Origin of the sequence: Streptomyces glaucescens, assembly GCF_002154375.1 — a bacterium.
Classification (GTDB): domain Bacteria; phylum Actinomycetota; class Actinomycetes; order Streptomycetales; family Streptomycetaceae; genus Streptomyces; species Streptomyces glaucescens.
Map to the genome: position 1 here is coordinate 1 of NZ_MUND01000273.1, position 25,590 is coordinate 25,590.

A 25,590-nucleotide genomic window follows, 5' to 3' on the forward strand; every position below is an offset into this window, starting at 1 on the left:
TCGTTGAGCGCCTTGACCATCCTCCGGAACTCGACCGTGCGGGTGGTGCCGTCCGGGTCGGTGGAGTAGGAGCCCTCGGGGACCGTGTAGTGGTACGGGTCGTAGCCCCAGTTGTAGGCGTCCTTCGCCGCCGCCTTCGCCACGCACTCCTGCTGCTCGTCGGAGTCGGCCGGGAAGGAGGCCAGGTCGCACTCGACGGTCGCCCGGTCGGCCTTCTCCTCCGGGATGGTCGCGACGTCGAAGACCGGCAGCAGGTGGACGTGGGAGGTGCCCGCCTCGGCCAGAGCACGCAGGTGCCTGCTGCCGGCCGAGTTCTTCCGGGAGAAGGCGGCGTATGTGCCTCGCTCGCCGGCCGGAACCGTCGAGTCCTCGACGGAATGGTCGCGCACGTGCAGCTCCTGTATCTGCGCGTCCTTGAGGGGCACGGCCTCGGGTTTGTCCAGCCCGGACCACCCCGCCGGTTTCAGCGCCTTGTCGTCCAGGTCGACGACGAGACTGCGGGCGGAGTCGGCCGTCAGGGCCACCGAGTACGGGTCGGTGACCTTGTTGGTGACGATCCTGCGGACGGACGGGGCCCACACCGTGACGGCGTACCGGTACGGCTTGCCGGTCCAGGCCCTGGATCCCGTCACCGACCAGACACCCGTGTCACCGTCCCGGCGCATCGGGACCCGTCTGCCGTCCAGCTCCAGGGAGACCGAGCGGGCCGTGGGGGCCCAGACGGACAAGGTGGGCCTGCCCCGGTCGAAGACGGGCCCGAGGCGGGCGTTGCGCGCCTCGCCGTAGAGATCGTCCAGCACCCCGGGGATCTGAACGCCCGTGGCCGCGAGCAGCGCTCCGTCGGCGGCCCGCTGTGTGGCGATGACCTGGCCGCGCAGCGCGGTGCGGACACGGTCGCGGTCACGCGGGTCGACCGTGAAGGCCGGGTGGTCCCTCAGGTGCGGGTGCGCGGCCTTCTGCGCGTCGCTCAGGGTCGTCGGTGCCAGACGCAGCCAGTGTCCCTCGTGGGAGAGGGCACCTTCCTCGATGGTGATGTCGCCCCGGGGGGCGTACACCAGCTGCTGACTGGTGGCGTCGGTGGCCTTGACCTTCCACACCACCGTTTCGGCGTCGATCCACTGGGCCTTCGAGGAGCCGAGGTCGAGGTCGGGGGCGGAGCCGACGGTCGGCAGCAGGTAGCCGTCGGTGCGGCCGATGAGCCAGACCTCCTTGCCGTGGCCGGCGAAGTCGAGGGACCGGTCGCTGGAGATGTCCTTCTCGTCGCCCCGGTGGACGATGTAGCTGAGGGACGTGGCACCTTCGGCGAGGGGCACCTCGAAGGTCACGCCGAAACTGTCCCTGGCGACCGGCTGCAACGGCTTGGTCCAGTCCGTCGGGTTCGCCGCGCCGGTCCAGGTGTGCAGGCCCCAGCCCTCGTAGTCGCCGTCGGCGCGGTGGTAGTGCAGGACGGCCTTCTTCTGGTCCTGCGGCGGGTACGCCCCCTCGGGAGCCGTCACCGCCTGTCCGTCCTCGCCCTGCTCGATCCAGACCTCGCCGGTCTTCGCCGGCTCGAACGCGCGCTGCGGGCCGTCCGCGGCCCCGTCCTTCTCCACGGTGTAGGTGACGTTGCCGATGCCGTCGTCCAACTGCACCCAGGCGAAGGCCCCGTAGGCGTCACGACCGATGAAGTCCGCGGTGCCCGTCGAGGACTTGAGCTGCCAGCCCTCGTAGTCGCCGCCCGCCCGCTGGTAGTGCACCACGGCGTAGGGGCGGTCGACCGCGCTCGGCTTGGGCTTGAGCGGTGGTTGTCCGGCGGTGGTGGTGGCGGTGGCGCTCGCGGTGCGTCCGGCACTGTCGACGACCACGGCCTTGTACCGCAGAGCAGTCCCCGCGCGCACCGTGTCGGGCAGGTGCTGGGTCACCTTGTAGGGGGCGTGGTCGGCCGAACCCAGCGTCCGCCACGGCCCGTCACCCACCTGCGCGGCGAACACCACCCGGTTCAGCAACCCGCCGTCCACGTCCGCGGAGATCTCCACGTCACCGGTGGCACCGGCCGCCGGCGCCCGCACCGACACCGACGGCCTGGCAGCCGGGGACATCAGCGGCCCGGCCGCCTTCAGCACCACCGGGGCCAACGGCGGCACCACCACCGACACCTTCTTGTCCGCGCCACTGGTCACCCGCGCCGAGGATCCGTACACCCCACGGAAGTCCATCCCCGCCGCATACGTCGGCACCTCGACCGACCGGGCCCGCTCGGCGTTGTTCACCGCCACGACGTACTCGACCTTCTGCCTCGGGTCCGTGCGCGAGAACGCGTACACGCCCGGCCCGTCGTCCGCGTACCGCTCCTGCTGCACACCGTCGCGCAACGCCGGATGCCGCTTCGTCAACCGCGACAGGGAAGCGATCGACCGGTACAGCGGATGCGCCGGGTCATACGCGTCCGAGGCATGCGTACGCTTTGTGCCGATCTGATCGTCGTCGACGTAGTCCTCGACCTTGGAGGCGAACAGCGTCTGCCTGGCGCCCTTGTCCCCGCCCGGTCCGGTGAAGCCCTGCTCGTCACCGGCGTAGATCACGGGATTGCCCCGGGACAGGAACAGCAGCTCGTGCGCGAACCGGTCGCGGCGCAACAGCTCGGCGTCGTCCGCGCCGGGATGGTCCTGGCTGACGAAGCTGCCGATGCGGCCCATGTCGTGGTTGCCGAGGAAGGTGACCTGCTCGTAGGCGTTGGCCTTGTCGGTGGTGTAGCGGTAGTCCTGGGCGAGGACGCCGGACAGGGTGCTCGCCGGCTTGTCCTGGGAGGCGTAGCCACGGATGGCGTTCTGCAGCGGGAAGTCGAGGGTGGCGTCGAGGCGGCCCCGGGTCACGTAGGGCGCCGTGACGGCCGGGTCGGAGGAGAGGGTCTCGCCGAAGACGAAGAAGTCCTCGCGCCCCTTCTTCGCTGCGTAGGCGTCGATCGCGGTGGCCCACCGGGTCCAGAACGGCATGTCGACGTTGCGTACCGTGTCGACGCGGAAGCCGTCCACGTCGAAGTCCTTGACCCACCTCTGGTAGATCTTCTCCAGGCCCTTGACGACCTCGGGCCGCTCGGTCCACAGGTCGTCGAGACCGGTGTGGTCCCCGTACAGGCCGCTCTCACCGACGAAGGTCGAGTCGCCCCGGTTGTGGTACATCGTGGGGTCGTTCAGCCAGGCCGGGACCTTGGTGTCGGCCTCGTCCTCGTGCACGACGGGCGTGTACGGGAAGCTGTCCCGGTCGACCTCGCCCATACCGGTGCTGTCGTCGAAGGGACGGCCCTCGGTGTCGAGGTAGGGGTAGGCGCCCTTGGAACGGTATCCGTACTTCTTCTCGACGTTCGTGACGGTGTCGGCGGTGTGGTTGGTGATGACGTCGAAGAAGACCTTCATACCCTTGGCATGGGCCTTGTCGATGAGTTCCGCGAGCTCCGCGTTGGTCCCGAAGTGCGGGTCGACCTGGGTGAAGTCCGTGATCCAGTAGCCGTGGTACCCGGCGGACTCGCCGCCGCCCTGCACCGGCTTGTTCTTGAAGATGGGGGCCATCCAGATGGCGGTGGTGCCCAGACCCTTGATGTAGTCCAGCTTCTTGATCAGGCCCCTGAGGTCGCCGCCCTGGTAGAAGCCCTTGTCCGTCGGGTCGAAGCCGGTAGTGGTCCGGTCACCGGTGAGCCCTCCGCGGTCGTTGGCCGTGGAGCCGTTGGCGAACCGGTCGGGCAGCAGGAAGTACGACTGCTCCCGGGTCAGGTCATGGCGGGCCGGCTCGGCGGCCAGCCGGGCGTCGGACGGCGGCCCGGGCGGCCGGGCCCCCGCGGTCGCCGCGGTCGCCGGCTGGGGCGTGCCGAGCGCCGTGGCGAGCAACGCGGCCACGACGGCCGAGGTGGCGACGGCGGTGGGACGGGTCACGCTGACGGCCTTGGGCCGCGGCACGAGTCCGCGACCACCGCGGTCTCTTCGCCTTGTCCGGCTCCTTCGATCTGTTGGGTCTGGGAACGCACCGGTCACTTGTCGGTTCCTTCCGGTTGTTTTCCTTCGATACGCACGCCGGTGGCGCCCAGCAGGGCGCCGCTGTCCGCTCGTTGGGTGGCGAACAGCCGGGCCCCGAGGGCCTGGCCGATGCGGTCGCGGTCCCGTGGGTCCACGCGGAACGCGGAAGCCTGCGCGTGCTGCGGGTAGCGGGACTTCTGTGCCTCGGTCAGCTCGGTCGGGACGAGTCGCAGCCACTGGCCCTCTGCGGAGAGGGCGCCGTTCGCGAGCGTGAGGTCGCCTTCGGTGGCGTACACCAGTTGCTGACTGGCGACGCCCGTGCCCTCGCCCGCCCATACGACGGTGTCGTCACCGATCCAGGTGGCCTCCGACGCGTCGAGGTCGAGGCCGAAGGCGCCGCCGGGAGAAGGCGTCAGATAGGCGGGGTCGCCGGCCACGCGCCAGACCTCGTGCCCGTACAGGGAGAAGTCGAGGGCCTCGTCGACCGGGACGTCCTTCTCCTCCCTCTTGTGCAGGATGTAGCTGAGCGAGGCGGCTCCGTCGTTGAGCCGCACTTCGAAGACCAGGCCGAAGGAGTCCTCGCGCACCGGCTGGATGGGCTCGTTCCACTCGGGCGGATCCGCGGATCCGGTCCAGGTGTGCAGGCCCCATCCCTCGTAGTCGCCGTCGGGCCGGTGGTAGTGCAGGACGGCCTTGGACCCGTCCTGCGGCGGATACGCGGCCTTGGGCCGGGCCTTGCGGACGACCGCGCTGTTCTCCTCGGTCCACACCTCGCCGGCCGCGGCGAAGTCGAAGGCGCGCTCGGGTCCGTCGGCGACACCGTCCTTCTCGATGGTGAAGCGGATGGTGCCGGTGCCGGTGCCGGGCGTGATCCACGCGAAGGCGCCGTAGGCGTCACGGCCGATGAACCGGGCCGTCGTACCGTCGGCGGTCCGCAGCCGCAGACCGTCGTAGTCGCCGTCGGCTCGCCGGTGGTGGACGACCGCGTGCTGTCGCTTCGCCGTCGGTCTCTCGGCCACGGGCGGTCGTCCGGCGGTGGTGGTGGCGGTGGCGCTCGCGGTGCGTCCGGCACTGTCGACGACCACGGCCTTGTACCGCAGAACGGTCCCCGCACGCACCGTGTCCGGCAGGTGCTGGGTCACCTTGTAAGGAGCGTGATCGGCCGAGCCCAGCGTCCGCCACGGCCCGTCGCCCACCTGCGCGGCGAACACCACCCGGTTCAGCTGGCCACCGTCCACCGTCGCGGCGATCTCCACATCACCGGTCGCACCCGCCGCGGGCGCCCGCAACGTCACCGACGGCCCGGCCGCCGGGAACGCAAGCGGCCTGGCCGCCTTCAGCACCACCGCCGACAACGGCGGCACCACCACCGAGATCTTCCGGTCACCGCCGCTGGTCACCCGCGCCGACGATCCGTACACACCACGGAAGTCCATCCCCGCCGCATACGTCGGCACCTCGACCGACCGGGCCCGCTCGGCGTTGTTCACCGCCACGACATACTCGACCCTCCGCTTCAAGTCCGTGCGCGAGAACGCGTACACGCCCGGCCCGTCGTCCGCGTACCGCTCCTGCTGCACACCGTCGCGCAACGCCGGATGCCGCTTCGTCAGCCGCGACAGCGCGGCGATCGACCGGTACAGCGGATGCGCCGCATCGAACGCGTCCGAGGCATGCGTACGCTCCGTGCCGATCTGATCGTCGTCGAGGTACTCCCCCACCTTCGACGCGAACAGCGGCTGCCGGGAGTACACATCACCCGCCGGTCCGGTGAAGCCCTGCTCGTCACCGGCGTAGATCACGGGATTGCCCCGGGACAGGAACAGCAGCTCGTGCGCGAACCGGTCGCGGCGCAACAGCTCGGCGTCGTCCGCGCCGGGATGGTCCTGGCTGACGAAGCTCCCGATGCGGCCCATGTCATGACTGCCGAGGAAGGTCACCTCGCCGTACGCGTTGGCCTTGTCGGTGGTGTAGCGGTAGTCCTGGGCGAGGACGTGCGCGAGGTCCCGCGTGGGGCCGCCGCGGGACGCGTAGTTGCGGACCGCGGCCTGCAAGGGGAAGTCGAGAGTGGCGTCGAGCCGGCCTTCGGTGAGGTAGGGGGCCATGACGGTGGGGTCGGCGGAGAAGGCCTCCGCGAAGATGAAGAAGTCCGGCTTCCCCTGCCGGGCCGCGTAGGCGTCCAGCGCTGTGGCCCACTGCGTCCAGAAGGCCATGTTGACGTTCTTCGCCGTGTCGACGCGGAAGCCGTCGATGCCGAAATCCCTCACCCATGTCTCGTAGATGCGCTCCATGCCCTCGACGACTTCGGGCCGTTCCGTCCACAGGTCGTCGTTGCCGATGAAGTCGCCGTACAGCGCGCTCTCGCCGGCGAAGGTCGAGTCGCCCCGGTTGTGGTACATCGTGGGGTCGTTCAGCCAGGCCGGGACCTTGGTGTCGTGCTCGCCGGTGCGGTTGCGCGGTGTGTACGGGAGGCCGTCCTCGTCGACCTGGGCCATACCGGCGCTGTCGTCGAAGGGACGGCCCTCGGTGTCGAGGTAGGGGTAGGCGCCCTTGGAACGGTAGCCGTACTTCTGCTCCGCGTAGTCGACGGTGTCGGCGGTGTGGTTGGTGATGACGTCGAAGAAGACCTTCATCCCCTTGGCATGGGCTTTGTCGACGAGTTCCGCGAGCTCGGCGTTGGTGCCGAAGTGGGGATCGACCCGGGTGAAGTCCGTGATCGCGTAGCCGTGGTAGCCGGCCATCTCGGTGCCGCCCATGGTCTGCACCGGCTTGTTCTTGAAGACGGGGGCCATCCAGATCGCGGTGGTGCCCAGGCCCTTGATGTAGTCCAGCTTCTCGATCAGGCCCCTGAGGTCGCCGCCCTGGTAGAAGCGCTTGTCGGTCGGGTCGTGTCCGGTCACCGAGCGATCGCCGGTGAGACCGCCCCGGTCGTTGGCGGTGGATCCGTTGGCGAAGCGGTCCGGCAGTGCCAGGTAGAACTGTTCACGCGACGGGGCGGGACGCGCCGGGGTGCGGGCGAGCGCGCGGTCGGACGGCGGCCGTGGAGGCGCGGCGTCCGCGGGAGGGGTGGCGGGTGGCAGGGCCGTCAGCACCGACAGGGACAGTGCGACGGCCGAGATCCGGGCGGTCGTGCGCCGGGACGGTAATGGGGTCATGGGCCTTTCTTCTCCTGGACCCGTCGAGCGGGGTGGCGACTCGTGCACGCGGGGGTGTCCGCGCGGACACGGCGGGCCGCCCGGTTCGCCATCGCGGGGCGAACCGGGCGGTCCTTCGGCCGGCGATAGGGAGCGTTTCCTGGTTCAGCTGCGCCAGGTGTCGCTCAGCAGTGTCCTGCCACTGGACGGGACGGTGGCGGTGCGGTTGGTGCCGCTCTCCCAGGTGACCTTGCCGGAGGCGTCCTTGCGGAGGAACTTGTACTCGAAGGAGGTGCCTGCCGGGAGGGCGACGTCGAGCTTCCAGACGGGGTAGGCCGCCGGGTCGAGCTTGAGCGCGCCGGCCGGGTTCCAGTCGCCGAGCGCGGACCGGTTGCCGGTGACGTAGATGTTCTCGCCCCAGGCGGTGGGGGCGTCGACGCTGAACGAGGCGCCCGTGGTGGCGCCGGGGTCCTCACCGGGGTCCCCGCCGCCCGGGTCGGAGCAGCTGGTCGCACCGGTGTGCAGGGCGAGGGCCGTGTCGGCGCCGAGGGTCGCGGTGAACTGGCCGGAGCCGTTCACCGTGACGGGCTTGCCGCTCTGGACGTCGCAGTAGGTGCCGGCGGGCAGCGACGTCTGGAACGTGCGGGTCAGTGAGCCGGTCTCGTGGTTGATCGCGACGTAGGCCTTGCTGCCACGGCCGAAGGCGATGGCGTTGTTGCCGTTGTCCCACCAGTTGGTCACTTCCGCGCTGCCCGCGGTGTTGCGGAACTTGACCATGCCGGCGATCTCGCGCCAGGCGTGCTGGCACTTCCACCCGTTCGTGTAGCAGGCGTCGACCCGGCCGTTGTTGGGGCTGCCCGCGTCGTTGCTGAACTCGTAGCCGGAGTGGACGTCCGGCGACCCGTAGGGCCAGGCCAGCATGAAGACGTGGGCGAGGGTGTACTTGGCGCCGTCCTTGTAGGTCAGCGTGGAGTTGTGGCGCTCGGTGTCGTGGTTGGTCACGAAGGTGGCGGCCTTGCTGCTGGGGACGTGTCCCCAGGCCTCGCCGAAGTTCTTGAGGTACGCGAGCTTCTCGCCGGAGAAGACGCGCTTCAGGTCCTTGCCGTAGGCGAACTCCTGGACGTCACCGGTGCCGGTGTACTGGCCGGGCTGCACGGCTTCGCCGTATGCCCCGATGGTCTCCTGCTTCCAGTAGACGTTCGGATTGCCGAGCCGGCCCTTGACGGCGGCGAGATCGGCCGGCGAAATGTGCTTGGCGGCGTCGATACGGAAGCCGTCCACTCCGAGGGACAGCAGGTCGTTCAAGTACCCGGCGATGGTCGCGCGGACGTGCTCCTCGCCGGTGTCGAGGTCGGGCAGGCCGGACAGTTCGCAGTGGTGCACGTTCCAGCTGCTGCCGTAGTTGTCGATGTCCCTCATGCAGTCGTCCATGTCGGACCGCGAGTACAGACCGGGGTAGTCGTACTTGCTGTAGGACGAGCCGCCGGTGCCGGTGCCCGCGCTGTTGGCCATGTGATTGATGACCGTGTCGACGACCACCTTGACGCCGGCGGCGTGACAGGTGTCGATCATGTTCTTGAAGGCGCTGCGGTCGCCCAGTTTCGTGGCGATCTTGTAGCTGACGGGCTGATACGCGGTCCACCACTGCGGGCCCGGCACCCGCTCGTTCGGCGGTGACACCTGCACGTACCCGTATCCGGCCGGTCCGAGGTCGGTGGTGCACGCCTTGGCGACCGAGTCGAAGCTCCACTCGAACATCACCGCGGTGACGTCCTTGTCGCCGGGCGGGTCCGCGTGCGCGGTTCCGGGTGCCGTGACGACCACAGCGGCTCCCGCCACAAGGGCGAGTGCAGTGGCCACGGTCCTGTTGGCCATTGTTCCTCCTGATCCACCTGATGCGGATGAGAGGCCTTCACGCAGCAACGCGCCGTGCCCGACAGGCCTGTGGGTTCTTGCTGAAACGCTCAGCAACTTCTTGCGGTCAGGACCGTACGATCCCGTCCACCTTCGGTCAACCCTCCTGTCAGGAGTCTTTGACGTCTCCACAAAAACTTCAACGTCACTGGTCTGCATGCGAATTAGGGTCCTGCAAACCCTTTCGCAAACGTTTCAGAGGTGTTACGTTCAATCACCGTCCGGTCCGGCGGCCCGGAGGCCCGAGAGGTAGGGGCCCACGCGCCCGGCCCGCCGGACCGGATCTCCAGCCGGGGCTCCGCAGCCTTCACGCCGCCCCGCTGCCCCGACCAGGGCCGGCTGCGGAGCCTCTCCCCCTGGCCGGTGCGTTCACCCGTTCCACCGAGCCGTGGAAGCGCGGACCACCAGCTCCGGCTGGAAGACGAACTCGGTCCGCTGCACCGGGGTTCCGCCGACCTCCTCCAGGAGAGCGCCCACCGCCGCGGTCGCCATCGCGTGCACCGGCTGACGCACCGTGGTGAGCGGAGGGTCGGTGAATGCGATCAGCGGTGAGTCGTCGAACCCGATCACCGAGACGTCCTCCGGGACCGACAGACCGCGCTCGCGCACCGCGCGGATCACTCCCAGGGCCATCAGATCGCTGCCGCAGATGATTCCCGTACACCCCTTGTCCAGCAGCGCCGCTCCCGCCGCATGGCCGCCTTCGACCGTGAACAGGGTTCGCTCGATGCGCTGTTCGGACTCCTCGACGCGTGTTCCGCAGAACGAGTGCACGGCCGCGGCGAAGCCCTCGGCCTTGCGCCGCGACGGCACGAAACGGGTGGGCCCGACGGCGAGCCCGACCCGCACATGGCCCAGATCGGCCAGGTGCCGCACCGCCATCCGCACGGCGGACCGGTCGTCGGACGAGACGAAGGACGCCGTGATCCGCTCGTTGTACCCGTTCACCAGGACGAACGGCAGACGGCGGGAGGCCAGCTTGTGATATCTGACGGGGTCGGCGGTCGTGTCCGCGTGCAGCCCGGACAGGAAGACGATCCCCGTGACGCCCCGGTCCTCCAATTGCTCCACGAGTTCGTCCTCGGTGGACCCGCCGGGCATCTGGGTGCACAGCACGGGCGTGTATCCGTGCCCGGCCAGCACCTGCTCGATGACCTGGGCGAAAGCCGGGAAGATCGGGTTCGTCAGCTCCGGGATCACCAGCCCGACCAGGCCGGCGCTGCGCTGGTGCAGGCGTACGGGCCGCTCGTAGCCGAGCACGTCGAGCGCGGCCACCACCCGTCGCCGGGTGGCGGGGGCGACTCCCGGCTTCCCGTTGAGCACCCGGCTCGCCGTGGCCTCGCTGACCCCGGCCTGGGCCGCGATGTCGGTGAGCCGCGGGGTGCCGCTGTCGGCACCCCGCGTCAGGGGCAGGGTCACACCGCCCACCAGACGGTACCGTCCGCGGGAAGTTCGGCCACGTCGCCCTCCGGCACCGGCTCGCCGCTGCTGCTGCTGAGCAGGGGCCGCCCCGGCACGGCCCACCGCACCGGCTCGCCGGTCAGGTTCACGGTGCAGATCAGGCCGCCGCGGCCGTCCGGCGTGGTGCGGCGGAAGGCGAGGACCCCCTCGGGGGCCTCCAGCCACTCGACGCCGTCACCGGCACCGAGCGCGGGATGTTCCCGTCGCAGGGCCAGGGCACTGCGGTAGAGCTCCAGCGTCGACCCCGGGTCACCCGACTGGGCCTCGACCGACAGATGCCGCCAGCTCCCCGGCTGCGGCAGCCAGCTCGGTCCGCCCGCGACGGGCCCGAAGCCGTACGGCGCCTCGGTTCCCGACCACGGGACCGGCACCCGGCAGCCGTCCCGCAGCCCGTCCTGCCCGTTGTCCCGGAAGAAGGAGGGGTCCTGTCGCACCTCGTCCGGCAGTTCGGTCACCTCGGGCAGGCCGAGCTCCTCCCCCTGGTAGAGGTAGGCGGACCCGGGCAGGGCCAGCATCAGCAGCGTCGCCGCGCGCGCCCGGCGCAGCCCCTGCTCGGGACTGTCCACGGCGAAGCGGGTGGCGTGCCGGACCACGTCGTGGTTGGACAGCACCCAGGTGCTGGGCGCGCCCACCGGGCGCATGGCGTCCAGGCATTCGTCGATCGCCCGGCGCAGCGCCCCGGCGTCCCAGCCGGCGCCCAGGTAGTGGAAGTTGAAGGCTTGGTGCAGCTCGTCCGCCCGCACGTACTGTGCCGTGCGCTCGGCACTCGGCGTCCACGCCTCGGCGACACCGATGCGCTCGCCCGGATACTCGTCGAGGATCTCGCGCCACGACCGGTAGATCTCGTGCACGCCGTCCTGGTCGAAGAAGGGCAGGGTCTGGGTGCCCAGGAGACGCAGTTGCCCGGTGCGGCCCGTGTCGGGCAGTCCCGCGGCCTTGACCAGGCCGTGGGCGACGTCGATCCGGAAACCGTCGACGCCCATGTCGAGCCAGTACCGCAGCACGGAGCGGAACTCGTCCCGCACCGCCGGGTTCTCCCAGTTGAAGTCGGGCTGCTCGGGAGCGAAGAGGTGGAGGTACCACTCCCCCGGGGTGCCGTCCGGGTTCTCGGTGCGCGTCCAGGCGGGGCCCCCGAAGATGGACTCCCAGTCGTTGGGGGGAGTCTCCCCCGCGGGTCCGCGTCCGGGCCGGAAGTGGAAGCGGTCGCGCAGCGGGGAGCCGGGGCCCTCGCGCAGGGCGCGCCGGAACCAGTCGTGCTGGTTCGAACAGTGGTTGGGAACCACGTCGACGATGACGCGCAGCCCCAGGACGTGCGCGTCCCTGATCAGTTCGTCCGCGTCGAGCAGCGTGCCGAACATGGGGTCGACGGCCCGGTAGTCGGCGACGTCGTACCCGCCGTCGGTCTGGGGCGAGACGTAGAAGGGACTGAGCCAGACGGCGTCGACACCGAGCTCCTTCAGATACGGCAGCCGGGAGCGGATGCCCTGGAGGTCGCCGATGCCGTCGCCGTCACTGTCGGCGAAGCTGCGGGGGTAGACCTGGTAGATCACGGCTTCCCGCCACCAGCCCGGGCGCTCGCCGGGACCGGGGGGCCGGGTGTGGGTGCCGGGTTCGGCAAGGTACTGGGTCATGGTTTCCTGCCTGTGATGGGGGGACGGTCAGGACTTGGTGGCGCCTGCGGTCAGGCCGGAGACGAGGTGCCGCGCGACAAGACCGAAGACGATCGAGGCGGGTATCGCGATGATCACGGCTGCGGCGGTCAGCGCGCCCCAGTCACTCGTGTACTGGTTGACGAACGTCTGGAGGCCTCCCGCGAGCGTGAGGTTCTCCTCACCGGTCATGAAGGCGGACGCGTAGGCCACCTCCGCCCATCCGGTGATGAAGGTGTAGAAGGCGGTGACGGCGAGCCCCGGCCGGGCCAACGGCAGCACCAGCCGCCAGAACGTTCCGAACGGGTTGAGTCCGTCGACCCGGCCGGCTTCGTCGATCTCGACCGGGATGCCGTCGAAGTAGCCCTTCATCATCCAGGCGCAGAACGGCACGGCGACGGTGAGGTAGGTGACGACCAGGCCGATCGGCTGGTTGAGCAGGCCGAGGTCGGCGAGCAGGTTGTACAACGGCACGATGAGCACCGCCACCGGGAACATCTGGGTGAGCAGGAGCATCCACATCAGGGGGCGCATGCCGGGGAAGCGGAAGCGGCTCACCGCGTAACCGGTCGTCGCGGAGATGAACACGCCGATCAGCGTGGTCAGGCCGACGACGATCAGCGAGTTCTGCAGCCAGGACAGGAAGTCGGTGTCGCGCATGACATGGCTGTAGTTGCCGAGGGTGAAGTCCTTGACGAGGGAGGTGTCGAACGCGTCGGTCTTCGGCTTGAAGGAGGTGACCAGCAGCCACAGCGGGGGGAAGACCGCGACGACGGAGGCGATCAGCAGGGTCAGGTGCAGTCCCAGTGAGGCGAGCGGCCCGCGCTCGCCGCGCTTGCGCACGGGGGCCGGCGGCTCGGTGCCGGCGGGGATGTGTGTGGTCGTGGTCACCAGGTGTCTCCCTGCTTGCGCAGTGCACGGCGGTAGGCCGCCGTGACGAGTGCCAGGAGGAACAGGATCAGCACGCCCCAGGCGGCGGACGTGGAGTAGTCGCGCGGGCTGATGACGAAGGACAGCCGGTAGGCGTACGTCACCAGGATCTCGGTGGCGTCCCCCGGGCCGCCCCGGGTCAGCAGGAAGATGACCGGGAACATGTTGAAGGTCCAGATGGTGCTGAGCAGGATGACCGTGCTCGACACGGACCGCAGCCCCGGCAGGGTGATGTGGCGGAAACGCTGCCACGGACTGGCCCCGTCCATCTCCGCCGCCTCGTAGAGCTCCCCGGGGATGGACTGGAGGCCGCCGAGGAGCGCGATGAGCATGAACGGCACGCCCACCCAGACGTTCACCGTGATGACGGAGATCTTCGCCCAGGTCGGGTCGTTGAGCCAGGAGATCCGGTCGAGACCGGCGCCGGTGAGCAGTTCGTTGAACAGGCCGCTGCGTTCGTTGAACAGCAGGCGCCAGGTGAACACGGAGACGAACGCCGGCACCGCCCAGGGCAGGATCAGTGCCGTGCGGTACAGGGTGCGGCCCTTGAAGGCGCGGTTGAGCATGACGGCCAGTACCAGGCCGAGCGCGAACGAAAGCGCCACACAACTGACCGTCCACAGCACGGTCCAGCCGAGCCGGTCCCAGAAGAGGCCGTCGCTGAGGATGGCCTGGTAGTTGTCGAGGCCGACGTACTCGTAGGTCGCGGGGATGTGGTTGACGCCGATGGTGCGCTCGACGTTCGCCTCGTTGGCGTCGGTGAAGGACAGCCAGATGCCGCGCCCGAGCGGGTATCCGATGATCACGCCGATCACGATCACCACGGGGGCGATCATGCTCCAGGCGTACCAGTGGGTGGCCAGGGCTCTGCGCAGCCGTCCGGGGGTCTTGGGGGTCTTGTGGTCAGTGCGGTGGCCCCGGCCGCGGGCACCCGGTGTGTCCGCGGCCTTCGTCACCGACTGGCTGGTCTCGACAGCCATTGGTCGGTCAGCCTTCCCGTGGCCTACTTGTAGTCCTTGAGCAGCTTGCGATAGGCGTCGCCGGTGTTCGCGGCCGCCTTGTCCGGGCTGGTCTCGCCGGAGAGCACGTTGGCCATCTGCAGCCGGATCGGTTCGAAGAGGGCGTTGCCCTCGGCGATCCACGGCCGCTCCACGGCCTTGTCGACCGCAGGCTTGAAGAACTTCACCATCTCGTTGTCCGCCACGGCCGGCACCTCGTACACGGACGTGCGGGTGGGCAGCAGGCTCAGCTTCTCGGTGGTCTGCTGCTGCACCTTCGCGGAGCTCATGTACTTCACGAAGGCGTAGGAGGCGTCGAGGTTCTTCGAGCCCGCGTACACCGAGAGGTTCCATCCGCCCTGGGGGGAGCCCTGCGCGGCGCTGCCGGCCGGGACGGGGGCGACCCCGAGGTTGGCGGCGTCCTTGAAGCGGGCTCCCGCCCTGACGTCCTCGATGGCCCACGGGCCGTTGACCATCATGGCGACCTTGCCCGACTTGAAGGCGTTCTGCATGTTGTTCCAGCCGTCGGACGCGTCCGTGATGGCGGCCTTGCTGTCCACGAGGTCCTTGATGACCCGGTAGGCCCGCACACCGGCTTCGTCGTCGACCGTGACGGTCTTGTTCTTCTCGTCGACCAGGTCGCCGCCCTCGCCGTAGAGGTAGGGCAGGAACCAGTACGGGTCGTCGCCTCGCAGGTAGAGGCCGGTGGCACCGGTCTTCTCGGTGATCTCGGCGGCCGCCGTCCTCAGTTCGGCGACGGAGCCCGGCACCTCGACACCGGCCTTGCTCAGCAGTTCCTTGTTGTAGAAGAGCGCCAGGGTGTCGATCACCTGCGGGACCGCGTAGGTCTTCCCCTCGTACTTGGTGCTGGCCGCGGCCTGGGGAAGGTGGTCCGACTCGTCGTCGAGGGCGGCCGTGCCGTCGAGCGGGGCGAGGTAGCCGATGCTGGCGAAGTCGGCGACCCAGGCCACCTCCGTGCGCATCACGTCCGGGGCACCGGAGTTGCCGCCCGCGGCGTTCTTGAACTTGGCGTTCGCCTCACCGAACGGGACGTTGACGTACTTGACGTCGACCTTCGGGTGTTCCTTCTCGAAGCCTTCCGCGAGGGCCTGGTACGTCGCCTTCTCGGCTTCGTTCGAGGTGTCCCAGAAGGTGACGGTTCCCGACAGCTCCGTGCTGCCTCCCTCGGCACCGGTCTGGCCGTCGTCGTCCCCGCCACATGCCGAAGCCGTCATGGCCAGAGCCGCGACCAGCGCGGTGGCCGCAATGCCACGCCGCATTGTGAACTCCCCTGAGTGATCCCGGAATTGGGCGGAGGTCTGGACGCCTCACGCCAACCGCTCCTGCGCGGCGCCGGGGTTGCCAGGAACGTAACAGGATCGAAAAGCCACCGAAAGATGTTGCGGCAATTTGCTGCAAGCAATTTCAGTCATCGTTGGGCCAGTCTCCACGGTGTGTGGCCGGTCATCGCCGGGCACCTCGCGGTCCGCCGGTTCTCCACGCGGTGGGCACACGGTGACGGCCCGGCAGGTAAAGTGCACTGCCATGACCATGCGGCTCGCCGACATCGCAGCCCGGGCGGGCGTCAGCAAGGCCACGGTCAGCCGGGTGCTGAACGGCGCGCGCGGTGTGGCCGCCGGCACCCGCGATTCCGTGCTCACCGCACTCGACGCGCTGGGCTATGAGCAGCCACCACGACAGCGCCGCGCGGAGCTGGTCGGACTGATCACGCCGGAGCTGGACAACCCCTTCTTCCCGGCACTGGCCGAGGTGATGGGACAGGCGCTCACGCGTCAGGGGTACACGCCCGTACTGGCCACGCAGACCCCGGGAGGCTCGACCGAGGACGAGCTCACGGAGATGCTCGTGAACCACGGGGTTTCCGGCATCGTCTTCGTCTCCGGACTGCACGCCGACACCACCGCCGACACCGCGCGGTACGGCCGGCTGCACGAGCAGCACGTGCCCTTCGTCCTCGTGAACGGGTTCTCGCCCCGGATCGAGGCACCCTTCGTCTCCCCGGACGACCGGGCCGCGATGCGCCTCGCCGTGGCGCACCTGGCCGAGCTGGGACACGAGCGCATAGGGCTCGCGGTGGGGCCGGAGCGCTTCGTGCCGGTGCAGCGGAAGATCGAGGGGTTCCGCACCGGCATGCAGGAGCACCTGGGACTGTCGGCGCAGGAGTCCCAGGAGCTCGTGCAGCACTCGCTGTTCTCCCTGGAGGGAGGCCAGGCAGCGGCCTCCGCGCTGATCGACCTGGGCTGCACGGCCGTCATGTGTGCCAGCGACATGATGGCCCTCGGCGCCGTGCGGGCCGCGCGCGGGCGGGGCCTCACGGTTCCCGGTGACATCTCGGTGGTCGGCTTCGACGACTCGCCGCTCATCGCCTTCACCGACCCTCCTCTGACCACCATCAGACAGCCCGTCAAGGCGATGGGGCAGGTCGCCGTGGACGCACTGCTGGAGGAGATGAGCGGAACGCCGCCGCCGCGCACCGAGTTCGTCTTCATGCCGGAACTGGTGGTCCGGGGGTCCACTGCCGCCGGTCCGCGGAGCGGGCAGCGCCCGGCCTCCCGACGCTGACCGGCCGCCCACCGTCCGGAAGCGGCGAGCCACCGGGCGCCGGTGTGCCGGCCGAGGCCCGGTGCTTCGTGCCCGGCCCGCCGTCACGTCGCGGCGAGCAGCGGGCGCCACCAGTCCTCGTGTCGCTCGTACCACTTCACGGTGTCGGCCAGCGCGGCCGCGAAGTCGGCGCGCGGCCGGTAACCGAGTTCAGCGGTGATCTTGCTGTGGTCGACCGCGTAGCGCCGGTCGTGCCCCTTGCGGTTCTCCACGTGGACGATCCGCTCCGGGCCCGCGCCGCACAGTGCGAGCAACCGGTGCGTGAGCTCCAGGTTGGGCAGCGAGGTGCCGCCCCCGATGTTGTAGATCTCCCCCGGCCGGCCCGACACGCGGACGAGTTCGACGGCCCGGACGTGGTCGTCGACGTGCAGCCAGTCGCGCACGTGCTGCCCGTCGCCGTAGAGGGGGACGGTGCCACCGGACAGGAGACCGGCCAGGAAGCGCGGGATGAGCTTCTCCGGATGCTGGTGGGGGCCGAAGTTGTTCGAACAGCGGGTCACCCGGACGTCCAGGCCGTGCGTGCGGTGGTGCGCGAGGGCCATGAGGTCAGAGGCCGCCTTCGACGCCGCGTACGGCGAGGTCGGGAGCAAGGGGTCGCTCTCCCGGGCGGCCCCGTGCGGGAGGGAGCCGTACACCTCGTCGGTGGAGACGTGCACGAAGGTACGGACGCCGTGGCGGAGCGCGGCGTCGAGCAGGACCTGGGTGCCCAGCACGTTGGTGCGGGTGACGGCGCCGCTGTCGGCGATGGAGCGGTCGACGTGCGACTCGGCCGCGAAGTGCACGATCTCGTCGTGATGGGCGGCCAGCGTGTCGGCCAGCGACGCGTCGCACACGTCGCCCCGGACGAAGGTGAAGCCGGGATGATTACGCACCGCGTCGAGGCGGGCGAGGCTGCCGGCGTAGGTGAGTTTGTCGAGGACGGTCACCGCGACAGCCTGGGGCGCTCGGGGCGACAGGAGGTGGCGGACGTAGGCGGAGCCGATGAAGCCCGCTCCGCCGGTGACGAGGATCCTTGTGGTCATGGGGTGAGATACACCTTGCTGTGGTCGCCGATCACCAGTCGGTGGGCCTGCGGAAGACGGGGGGCGGGGCCGACGACGGCGCCGCGGCCGATGAGGGAGGCCTCGATGCGGGACGCCCCCTCGACCTGGGCGCCGCGCAGCAGGACGGAGTACTCGATGGCGCTGTCCTCGACCCGGCAGTCCTCCCCGATGGAGGTGTACGGGCCGACGCTGGAGTTGCTGACGACGGCACCCGCGCCGATCACCACAGGGCCCACGACGCGTGACCCCCGCACGATCGCCCCTTCGGCCACCCGGACCCGGCCGACCAGCGTGCTGTGCGCGTCGACCTTGCCCTCGATCCGGCCCTCGAGTCCGTCCAGGACGTGCCGGTTGACCTCCAGCATGTCCTCCGCGCTGCCGGTGTCGCGCCAGGGCCGCGTGGTGGTCTCGGCCCGCACGCGCAGTCCCCGGTCGATCATCCACTGCACGGCATGGGTGATCTCCAGCTCGCCGCGCGCGGAGGGGGTGATGGCCCGTACCGCCTCGTGGACGGCCGGGCTGAAGGCGTACACGCCGATGAGCGCGAGCGAGCTGCGGGGGATGTCGGGCTTCTCCTCCAGCCGCAGCACGTTCCCGTCCGTGTCGATCTCCGCGACCCCGAAGGCGGACGGATCCGCCACCGGGGTGAGCATCAGCCGGGCCGCCGCGGGATCGGCGGCCGAGTGGCGGACGAAGTCGGTGACGCCCTGGGGCAGGTAGTTGTCCCCCAGGTACAGCAGGAAGTCGTCGTCACCCAGGAAGTCGTGGGCGATGCGCACCGCGTGCGCGAGACCGAGCGGGCGGGTCTGCCGCAGGTAGGTGATGCGTAACCCGAACGCGGTACCGTCGCCGGTCAGTTCGCGGATCTCCCGGCCGTACGCGCCCACGACGACGCCGGCCTCTTGGACACCCGCCGCGGCGAGTGACTCCAGCGCGTAGAAGAGCACGGGTTTGTTGGCGATGGGGAGCAGCTGCTTGGCGGCGGTGTGGGTGAACGGCCTCAGCCTGCTGCCGGTACCACCTGCCAGGACCAGGGCCTTCACCTCGGCCTCCGCGGGGGCGGGTCGGTCTGGGGGCGTGTTCTCACAGGTCCCTCCTCGAACGTGAGGCGTGGTGGCGCCGTAAGCACGTCGACTCAACCAGAGTGCCGGGCCTGCTCGCAACAACTTTCTGAAACGATCCGCAAACTCTTGCAGTGACGTGTGTTCAAGTGTTTGACTCAGCGCCGAACCGCCAACCGTGGTGCGCCACAACGCAGTTCGCCGGCTATCGCTCAGCCGGTCCGACGAGCAGGGGCAGCGATGACAGGCTTACGGCAGACACAGCACCTGGCACGGGAGGTTCGGCACCTGGCGCCGGGCGCCTCCGAGGAAGCCGTCCACGGACGCCGGGTCTTCGCCGAGGGACGCGGTCCCGTGCTGACCGACCTCGACGGCAACCAGTACCTCGACTTCGCCGCCGGCACCCTCACCCAGTCGCTGGGCCACGGACACCCTGAGGTCGTCGAAGCGCTCACCGCTCAGGCCCGCCGCCTGTGGAACGCCCACGACAGCGCCACACCGGACCGCGCCGGACTCCTGGAACTGCTCGCCAGGCTGCTGCCCGAGCAGCTCGACACCTACGCGTTCTTCTCCACCGGCGCAGAAGTGGTCGAGGCCGCCCTGCGGGTCGTCCAGGCGACCGCCGCGCCGGGCCGCAACCGGATCGGCGCCCTGCGCCACGGCTTCCACGGCAAGACCATGGGCGCCCGGATGCTCGTGCACTGGGACATCGGCCACCAGGCCTTCAGCGGAAACAGCGTGCTGGGCTACAGCCCCTACTGCTACCGCTGCCCCCTGGGGCTGGAGTACCCGTCGTGCGACGTGCGGTGCGCGACGCTCGTGCGCCGCCACATCGCCGAGAAGCCCAACGTCTCGGCACTCGTCTTCGAACCCGTCCTAGGCGCGGCGGGCGTCATCGTCCCGCCCCCCGGCTACTGGGAGCGGATCGCCGCCGCCTGCCAGGACGGCGGCGTCCTGCTCGTCGCGGACGAGGTCCTCACCGGCGGCGGACGCACGGGCGCCTTCCTCGCCAGCGAACTCTTCGGCATCGAGCCGGACCTGGTGACGCTGTCCAAGGGCACCGCGAGCGGATTCCCCTTCGCCGTGCTCGCCGGCCGCGCGGAGCTGCTGCGCAGACCGGAGGCGGCCACCTCGGGGGCGTACGCCTCGACGTACGCGAGCAATCCACTGGGGATCGCCGCCGCCCGCGCCACACTCGAGGTCGTCGAGCGCGACCGGCTGATCGACCGCGTGCGCGTTCTCGGCGAGATCATGGAGGACCGTCTGCGCGTTCTGGAGGCCCGCTTTCCCCAGCTGGGCCAGGTACGCGGCCTCGGACTGCTGTGGGGCCTGGAGTTCGTCACCGATCCCGTCGGCCGCGCGCCCGCGCCCGAGACGGCCCGGGCCGTCTACACCACGGCCCTCGATCTGGGACTGCGCACCTCCCTGGGAGGCCACATCCTGCGTCTGGCACCGCCGTTCACCCTCGACGAGGCGCTGCTCGAGGAAGGCCTGCGCCTGCTGGAGAAGGCCCTCGAGCGGGTGATCGCGTGATCGTGGCCGAGCACCTCGTCAAGGAATTCCGGCTGGCCGAACGCAAACCCGGCCTGCTCGGCAGCCTCTCCACCCTCCTGACGCGCCGCTACCGCGTCGTGCGCGCCGTCGACGACATCTCCTTCGAGATACCGGCCGGCACGAAGACCGCCTACATCGGCGCCAACGGAGCCGGCAAGTCGACCACGATCAAGATGCTGACCGGCATCATGACCCCCACCTCCGGCCGCTGCACGGTCGCGGGGCTGGAGCCGTACCGGCACCGGCAGCGCAACGCCCGCACCATCGGCGTCGTCTTCGGCCAGCGCAGCCAGCTCTGGTGGGACCTGTCGGTGCCCGACTCGTTCCGCATCCTGCGCCGTATCTACGACATCCCCGAACCGGTATACCGGCGCAACCTCGCCCTGTTCCGGGAACTCCTCGACATCGACGCGCTGGGGTCCACACCCGTACGTCAGCTGAGCCTCGGACAGCGCATGCGCGCCGAGATCGCGGCGAGCCTGCTGCACGACCCGGCCGTGCTGTTCTGGGACGAGCCCACGATCGGCCTCGACATGGTGCTGAAGGACGCGGTGCGTCATCTGGTCAACCGCGCCCACCGTGAACTGGGCACCACCGTCGTGCTCACCAGCCACGACATCGCCGACATCGCCGCGATCTGCGACAGCGCCCTGGTCGTCGACCACGGGCGGGTCGTCCACCAGGGAACCCTGCAGGACCTGCTGCGCACGGCCGACCACCGCTCGGTCGTCTTCGACCACCGGGACCGCACCGGGACCGCGACCGTCCTTTCCCGCGTCGAAGCCGGGCTGCCGGGCGTACAGGCCACACCGGACGACGGCGGCCGTGTCCGCGTCGACTACCCGACCGGCCGCTACACCTCCCGGCAGGTCCTCACCTTTCTGCTGGACCACTTCGACCTCGCCGACTGGTACGCACCCGAACCCGGCCTCGAGGACGTGCTCCGCGAGATCTACGGGCGCCCGCGCGTCCCCGGGCACGCACGCGACGGGGCCGCATGACCGCCCGCCTGCGCCGCTACGTCCCGTTCGCCACCAGCGGCCTGCAGTCCGTGCTGCAGTACCGCTCGATGTTCGCCATGACCACGATGACCGCGGCCGCCGGCGCGGCGGTGACCGTCTTCCTGTGGCGCGCCGTGTACGAGGGCACGCCCGGCCGCGGACCCGGTGGCTTCACCGTGGCGGACATCACCACCTACCTGCTGGTGGCCCAGATCCTCCAGGTGCTGCACACCAACCGGGTGGACGACGAGGTCGCGGCCGAGGTGTACCGGGGTGACGTCGCGGTCATGCTCGTGCGGCCCGTGAGCTACCCGGTGATGCGGTTCTTCGCCTGCCTGCCGGTGGTGGGGGCCAACGCCGTCCTGGTCGGACTGCCGGTCCTCGGCCTCTTCACCCTGGTCGTGCCGCTCAGCGTGCCCCGGCCGGCGGATCTGCTGCTGTTCGCCGTCTCCACCGCCCTGTCGGTGCTGCTGGCCTTCTGCGTGAACCTGCTGACCGGCATGACCGGCTTCCTCACCACCAACACGTGGGGCGTGCGGATGGTCAAGCAGAGCCTCGTCGCCTTCTTCGCCGGACAGCTCGTGCCCATCGCGCTGATGCCGGGCCCGCTGGCCGCGCTCGCGAAGGCACTTCCCTTCCGCGGGATGGTCGACGGTCCGCTGACCCTGCTGCTCGGCCGCTACGACGGCTGGGCCGAAGCCGCCGGGCTGCTCGCTCAGCAACTGGCCTGGGCGGCCGGACTGTCGCTGCTGTGCGCCGCGCTCTGGCGCGCCGCCCTCGGACGTCTGGAGGTGCTCGGCGGATGACGCGCACGCTGACGCGGTACCTGCGGCTCTCCTGGTTCCTGGGCGGGGTGGGTCTGCACCGGCTGGCGGCCTACCGCACGGACTTCGTGCTCGGCGCGGGCGCCTTCCTGGTGCGGGTCGGCATCCAGACGGCGGTCGTCGGTCTCGTCTTCCGTCAGGTCCCCGCCGTGGGCGGCTGGTCGTACCACGAGGTGCTGTTCCTGCTGGGCTTCTCCCTGCTGCCGCGCGGACTCGACCACCTCTTCACCGACCAGCTGTGGGAACTGGGCCGCAAACTGGTCCAGCGCGGCGAGTTCTACCGCTACCTCGTCAGGCCGGTCGACCCCCTGTTCTCCCTGCTGTCGGAGCGTTTCTTCCACCCCGACGGGCTCGGTGAACTCGTCGTCGGCGCCGTACTCGTGGTCTACGCGGGAAGCGAGCTGGGCCTGTCGCTCACCGCCCTGCAGTGGGCGCTGGCGCCCGCACTCGTGCTGTGCGGGGCGCTGCTGCACACCTCGGTGAAGCTGTTCTTCGCCTCCCTGTCCTTCTGGACCGTCACGAGCATGCCCGCGATGTACGCGGCCAACCAGGTGTCGGAGTTCTCCTCCTACCCCCTGGACATCTACCACCCCTCGCTGAGGACCCTGCTCACCTGGGTCCTGCCGTTCGCCTTCACCGCCTACGTGCCGAGCGTCTACCTGCTGACCGGCGTGACGGGCCTGCTCGGCTGGCTGCCGCTGGTGACCGCCGGTGCCCTGGCACTCGCCCTGGCCGTCTGGCGCCGCGGCGTCAACCGATACGAGATGACCGGAAGTTGAGTCGGGCATGATACGAAACGACGATCTCGGCCGCTTGCTGCGCACGGCCCCGTGGATGCCCGAGGACGGCCGGCGGGCCGAGCGCTTCGAGTGCGTCGACCACGCGTCACTCGGCGCGGCCGTCCACCTGCTGGTCGTGACGGCCGTCGGCGGGCCGGCGTCCGGACGGCGCTACTTCGTCCCGGTCCGGTCCGGGCCGGGGGCCGACGGCTTCGAGGAGGCGCACGGCAGCGCCGAGTTCGAGTGCGCCGTGCTGGACGGGGTCTGCGCGGGACGCCGGCTGCCCACCGCCCGCGGCGGCTGGGTGCGCTTCCGCGGCGCGCGCCTCACGGCCCGCTCGGTGCGGCTGCTGCCGTTCGAGCGGGGCTGGTCCTCCAACGTCCTGTCCCTGGTGGAGAACGACGGAACGGCCTACGTCCACAAGACCTACCGGCGGCTGGACGAGACCGTCCGGGAACCGGAACTCCTGCGGCTGATGAACCGGACCGGCCGCACCCCCGACTGGGCCGGCGACTACACCTACGTCGACCCCGCCGACGGCACCCACCACCCGCTGGGCGTGTTCTACCGCTACGCACCGGGTGACGGCCTCGACCTGCCGCTGAGGCTGAGCATGCGGTCGCTGTGGCCGAAGGTGACCGGTGGACGGACCCCCGGCGACCTCGAGGACGCCGTGCGGACGCATCTGCGCCCGCTGGCGGGCAACCTGCGCGACGCCGGACGCTTTCTGGCCGGCTTCCACCGCGACCTCGCCGACCGGCTCGGCGGAGGTCCCGTACCGCCGTACCCGGTGCGGGAGGTGCTGGCCCGGGCCGCCACCCGGACGGCCGAACTGGCCTCGGCGGACATCGCCCTGCCCACGGCCCCGCGCACCGCCGCCTTCACGGCCCTGGAAGAGGAGGCCGCCGCGCTGCGCAGCGCCTTCGACGCCGCCCCGGCGGGGTTCCCCTCCGGGCCGTGCCACGGGGACCTGCACCTGTCGCACCTGCTGTGCCGGCCGCGGGACGACGGTGGCTGGTCGATGAGTGTGATCGACATGTCCACCCCGGCCCTGGGCCCGGGCGAGGCGGAATGGGCCGCCCAGTCACCGGTGCAGGACCTCGTCGCCGTGCAGCGCGCGCTGGAGTACTTCACCGCCGACGAGGCCGCCTTCGAGAGCGCGCGGCGCCTCGGCGTCGACTCCTCCGAGACGATGCGGGGCGCGCTGGACGGCGCCGACGGCTGGCCCGACGCGCCGCGCGCCGTGCTGCGCCTGGTCTTCCACGCCGCGGACGTGTGGCGGGCGCACGTCCTGCGGCTGCTCCTCGGGAGCACGGCGAACGACCCCCTGCGCCGGCTGCTGTACCTGAGCCGGCTGCTGCACGAACTCGCCTACAACATCGACCACGCCCGCCCCTACCACGCCGCGATCGACCTGCGCCACGCCCGCGCGCTCGCCGCCCGCGCCTCGGCCCCGACCATTCCAGCAAGGACGTGAACGTGACCGAGTCCCGTATGCACATCATCGAGACCTACTTCGAATGCTGCGGCTTCGACCACACCTTCCTGCAGGGCGGCACCTCGGTGTACCTGTGGAACCTGTCCCGGGAGTTCGCGGCGCGCGGCCACCGGGTCTCCCTCGTCACTCCCGCGCACGGCAGGCTCGACGACCTGCGCGGCCGGTACGACGTGGAGGACCTCGGCTACTCCGACGACTACCTCCTGCCGCTGGTCCTGGACCCGGAGGTGTGGCACGGCTTCCCCGCCGAGGTGGGACTGCCCGTGCACACCACCGCGCACCGCATCCGCCTTGAAGGCGTGGACCTGTACTTCCTCTCCAACGACCACCTCGACCAGCTTCCGGACACGTTCTACCCGCCCTACTCCGCCAAGGGCCGGGACCTGGTCTTCTTCAAGCCTCTGGTCTTCCAGGTGGACAGCGTGCGCTTCCTGCGCCGCTGGTTCGGCGAGGAGCGGGCCATCGTCCACGCCCACGAGCCCTTCTACCACTACCTGCTGCCGGCCGCGCTGCGCGACGACCCGGACAAGCTCGTCGTCAGCACCGTGCAGAGCAACATGCCGATCACCAAGAAGGTCTACGCGCCCGAGGTGCGCCGGCTCCTCGGACTCCTGGGTGCCGGGACCGACCTCCCGCAGGATTCCCCGCCGGCCGGGCCGGACCTCGAGGCGGTCCGCCAGTACCAGCAGCTGACGCATCTGCACTACGAGTACCCGCCGGACCACGTGGCCCTCTACCGGCTGGTCCTGGAGAACGCCGACCTGATCGACTTCCTCTCGCCGGGCCAGCTCGACTTCTACGCCTCCTTCCGGGACACCCCCTTCGAAGCCCTCTTCGCGCACCTTCCCCTGGCCCGGGCCGTGAAGGAGAACGCGCACAAGATGTTCGTCGGAGGCTGCGCGATATCCGACCAGTGGCTCGCCTGGGACCCGCGTGAGGTGGACCGGTCGGCGGTGCTCGGCGGACTGGGCCTGGACCCCGCGCTGCCGACCTTCTTCCACAACGCGCGCTACGCCCTGCACCACAAGGGCCAGCTGGAACTGATGCGCGCCGTCGACCAGGTGCTGAGCGACGGCCTGGCCGCGAACTTCGTCGTGCGCTGCATCTCCGGTGCCCCGCTCGACGACCCGTACTTC

Annotated in this window: 16 protein-coding genes and 1 pseudogene; 7 read left to right on the forward strand and 10 right to left on the reverse strand. The window is 70.2% G+C overall.

The genetic code is table 11. The features are described 5' to 3' along the window. The 8 genes and pseudogenes from CCN42_RS18855 to CCN42_RS18890 form a co-directional block, all read right to left on the reverse strand. The coding region (locus tag CCN42_RS18855; RefSeq protein WP_086737249.1) for an alpha-amylase family glycosyl hydrolase at window positions 1–3,905 on the reverse strand (3,905 nt) is incomplete at its 3' end. Between the two features lie 122 nt (window positions 3,906–4,027). Continuing rightward, window positions 4,028–7,141: pseudogene (locus CCN42_RS18860) on the reverse strand (alpha-amylase family glycosyl hydrolase); the annotation flags it as partial. Window positions 7,142–7,285: 144 nt separating this feature from the next. Next, entirely contained in the window at window positions 7,286–8,995 is a 1,710-nt protein-coding gene (locus CCN42_RS18865) for a carbohydrate-binding module family 20 domain-containing protein (RefSeq protein ID WP_086737226.1), read from the reverse strand. 408 nt (window positions 8,996–9,403) lie between these two features. Beyond that, a complete protein-coding gene (locus CCN42_RS18870) occupies window positions 9,404–10,453 on the reverse strand; it encodes a LacI family DNA-binding transcriptional regulator (protein WP_386582310.1) in 1,050 nt (349 codons plus the stop codon). Beyond that, window positions 10,450–12,126, reverse strand: a complete 1,677-nt coding sequence (locus CCN42_RS18875; protein WP_086737230.1) for a glycoside hydrolase family 13 protein — start codon at window positions 12,124–12,126, stop codon at window positions 10,450–10,452. Before CCN42_RS18875 ends, CCN42_RS18870 begins: the two co-directional genes overlap by 4 nt. A gap of 27 nt (window positions 12,127–12,153) precedes the next feature. Next, window positions 12,154–13,038 (reverse strand): sugar ABC transporter permease, encoded by an 885-nt coding sequence (locus tag CCN42_RS18880; protein ID WP_169731482.1) that lies wholly within the window; start codon window positions 13,036–13,038, stop codon window positions 12,154–12,156. Next, a complete protein-coding gene (locus CCN42_RS18885; protein WP_086737232.1) occupies window positions 13,032–14,054 on the reverse strand; it encodes a carbohydrate ABC transporter permease in 1,023 nt (340 codons plus the stop codon). The genes CCN42_RS18880 and CCN42_RS18885 overlap by 7 nt, the downstream gene beginning before the upstream one ends. Window positions 14,055–14,077: 23 nt before the next feature. Beyond that, complete coding sequence (locus CCN42_RS18890) at window positions 14,078–15,352, reverse strand: extracellular solute-binding protein (RefSeq protein ID WP_086737233.1); 1,275 nt, start codon at window positions 15,350–15,352, stop codon at window positions 14,078–14,080. A 265-nt stretch (window positions 15,353–15,617) separates the two neighbouring features. Here CCN42_RS18890 and CCN42_RS18895 point away from each other — a divergent pair, with 265 nt between their 5' ends. Then, window positions 15,618–16,655, forward strand: a complete 1,038-nt coding sequence (locus CCN42_RS18895; protein ID WP_086737235.1) for a LacI family DNA-binding transcriptional regulator — start codon at window positions 15,618–15,620, stop codon at window positions 16,653–16,655. An 83-nt stretch (window positions 16,656–16,738) separates the two neighbouring features. Here CCN42_RS18895 and rfbB read toward each other — a convergent pair whose 3' ends face one another. Next, window positions 16,739–17,716 (reverse strand): dTDP-glucose 4,6-dehydratase, encoded by a 978-nt coding sequence (rfbB, locus tag CCN42_RS18900; RefSeq protein ID WP_086737237.1) that lies wholly within the window; start codon window positions 17,714–17,716, stop codon window positions 16,739–16,741. Beyond that, on the reverse strand, window positions 17,713–18,780 hold the full coding sequence (locus CCN42_RS18905; RefSeq protein ID WP_086737239.1) for a glucose-1-phosphate thymidylyltransferase: 1,068 nt from the start codon (window positions 18,778–18,780) through the stop codon (window positions 17,713–17,715). Before CCN42_RS18905 ends, rfbB begins: the two co-directional genes overlap by 4 nt. 258 nt (window positions 18,781–19,038) lie before the next feature. Between CCN42_RS18905 and CCN42_RS18910 the strand changes: the two genes are divergently transcribed. From CCN42_RS18910 to CCN42_RS18935, 6 genes are all read left to right on the forward strand, one after another. After that, complete coding sequence (locus CCN42_RS18910) at window positions 19,039–20,331, forward strand: aspartate aminotransferase family protein (RefSeq protein WP_086737241.1); 1,293 nt, start codon at window positions 19,039–19,041, stop codon at window positions 20,329–20,331. Then, the gene (locus CCN42_RS18915; protein ID WP_086737242.1) at window positions 20,328–21,353 is read left to right on the forward strand and encodes an ABC transporter ATP-binding protein; all 1,026 of its coding nucleotides are present in this window, start codon (window positions 20,328–20,330) and stop codon (window positions 21,351–21,353) included. Before CCN42_RS18910 ends, CCN42_RS18915 begins: the two co-directional genes overlap by 4 nt. Next, the gene (locus CCN42_RS18920) at window positions 21,350–22,159 is read left to right on the forward strand and encodes an ABC transporter permease (protein WP_086737243.1); all 810 of its coding nucleotides are present in this window, start codon (window positions 21,350–21,352) and stop codon (window positions 22,157–22,159) included. The genes CCN42_RS18915 and CCN42_RS18920 overlap by 4 nt, the downstream gene beginning before the upstream one ends. Continuing rightward, window positions 22,156–22,956, forward strand: coding sequence for an ABC transporter permease (locus CCN42_RS18925; protein WP_086737245.1), 801 nt, complete (start codon window positions 22,156–22,158; stop codon window positions 22,954–22,956). Before CCN42_RS18920 ends, CCN42_RS18925 begins: the two co-directional genes overlap by 4 nt. A 7-nt stretch (window positions 22,957–22,963) precedes the next feature. Then, complete coding sequence (locus CCN42_RS18930; protein ID WP_086737247.1) at window positions 22,964–24,433, forward strand: phosphotransferase; 1,470 nt, start codon at window positions 22,964–22,966, stop codon at window positions 24,431–24,433. A 2-nt stretch (window positions 24,434–24,435) separates the two neighbouring features. After that, a partial coding sequence (locus CCN42_RS18935; protein WP_245877358.1) for a glycogen/starch synthase occupies window positions 24,436–25,590 on the forward strand: 1,155 nt, incomplete at its 3' end.

Excerpts from the sequence above, each read along its gene's own strand:
- CCN42_RS18895 (WP_086737235.1), top strand. The coding sequence starts at position 15,618 with ATGACCATGCGGCTCGCCGACATCGCAGCCCGGGCGGGCGTCAGCAAG.
- CCN42_RS18930 (WP_086737247.1), top strand. The coding sequence starts at position 22,964 with ATGATACGAAACGACGATCTCGGCCGCTTGCTGCGCACGGCCCCGTGG.
- CCN42_RS18925 (WP_086737245.1), top strand. The coding sequence starts at position 22,156 with ATGACGCGCACGCTGACGCGGTACCTGCGGCTCTCCTGGTTCCTGGGC.
- CCN42_RS18865 (WP_086737226.1), bottom strand. The coding sequence starts at position 8,995 with ATGGCCAACAGGACCGTGGCCACTGCACTCGCCCTTGTGGCGGGAGCC.
- CCN42_RS18875 (WP_086737230.1), bottom strand. The coding sequence starts at position 12,126 with ATGACCCAGTACCTTGCCGAACCCGGCACCCACACCCGGCCCCCCGGT.
- rfbB (WP_086737237.1), bottom strand. The coding sequence starts at position 17,716 with ATGACCACAAGGATCCTCGTCACCGGCGGAGCGGGCTTCATCGGCTCC.
- CCN42_RS18910 (WP_086737241.1), top strand. The coding sequence starts at position 19,039 with ATGACAGGCTTACGGCAGACACAGCACCTGGCACGGGAGGTTCGGCAC.
- CCN42_RS18885 (WP_086737232.1), bottom strand. The coding sequence starts at position 14,054 with ATGGCTGTCGAGACCAGCCAGTCGGTGACGAAGGCCGCGGACACACCG.
- CCN42_RS18890 (WP_086737233.1), bottom strand. The coding sequence starts at position 15,352 with ATGCGGCGTGGCATTGCGGCCACCGCGCTGGTCGCGGCTCTGGCCATG.
- CCN42_RS18920 (WP_086737243.1), top strand. The coding sequence starts at position 21,350 with ATGACCGCCCGCCTGCGCCGCTACGTCCCGTTCGCCACCAGCGGCCTG.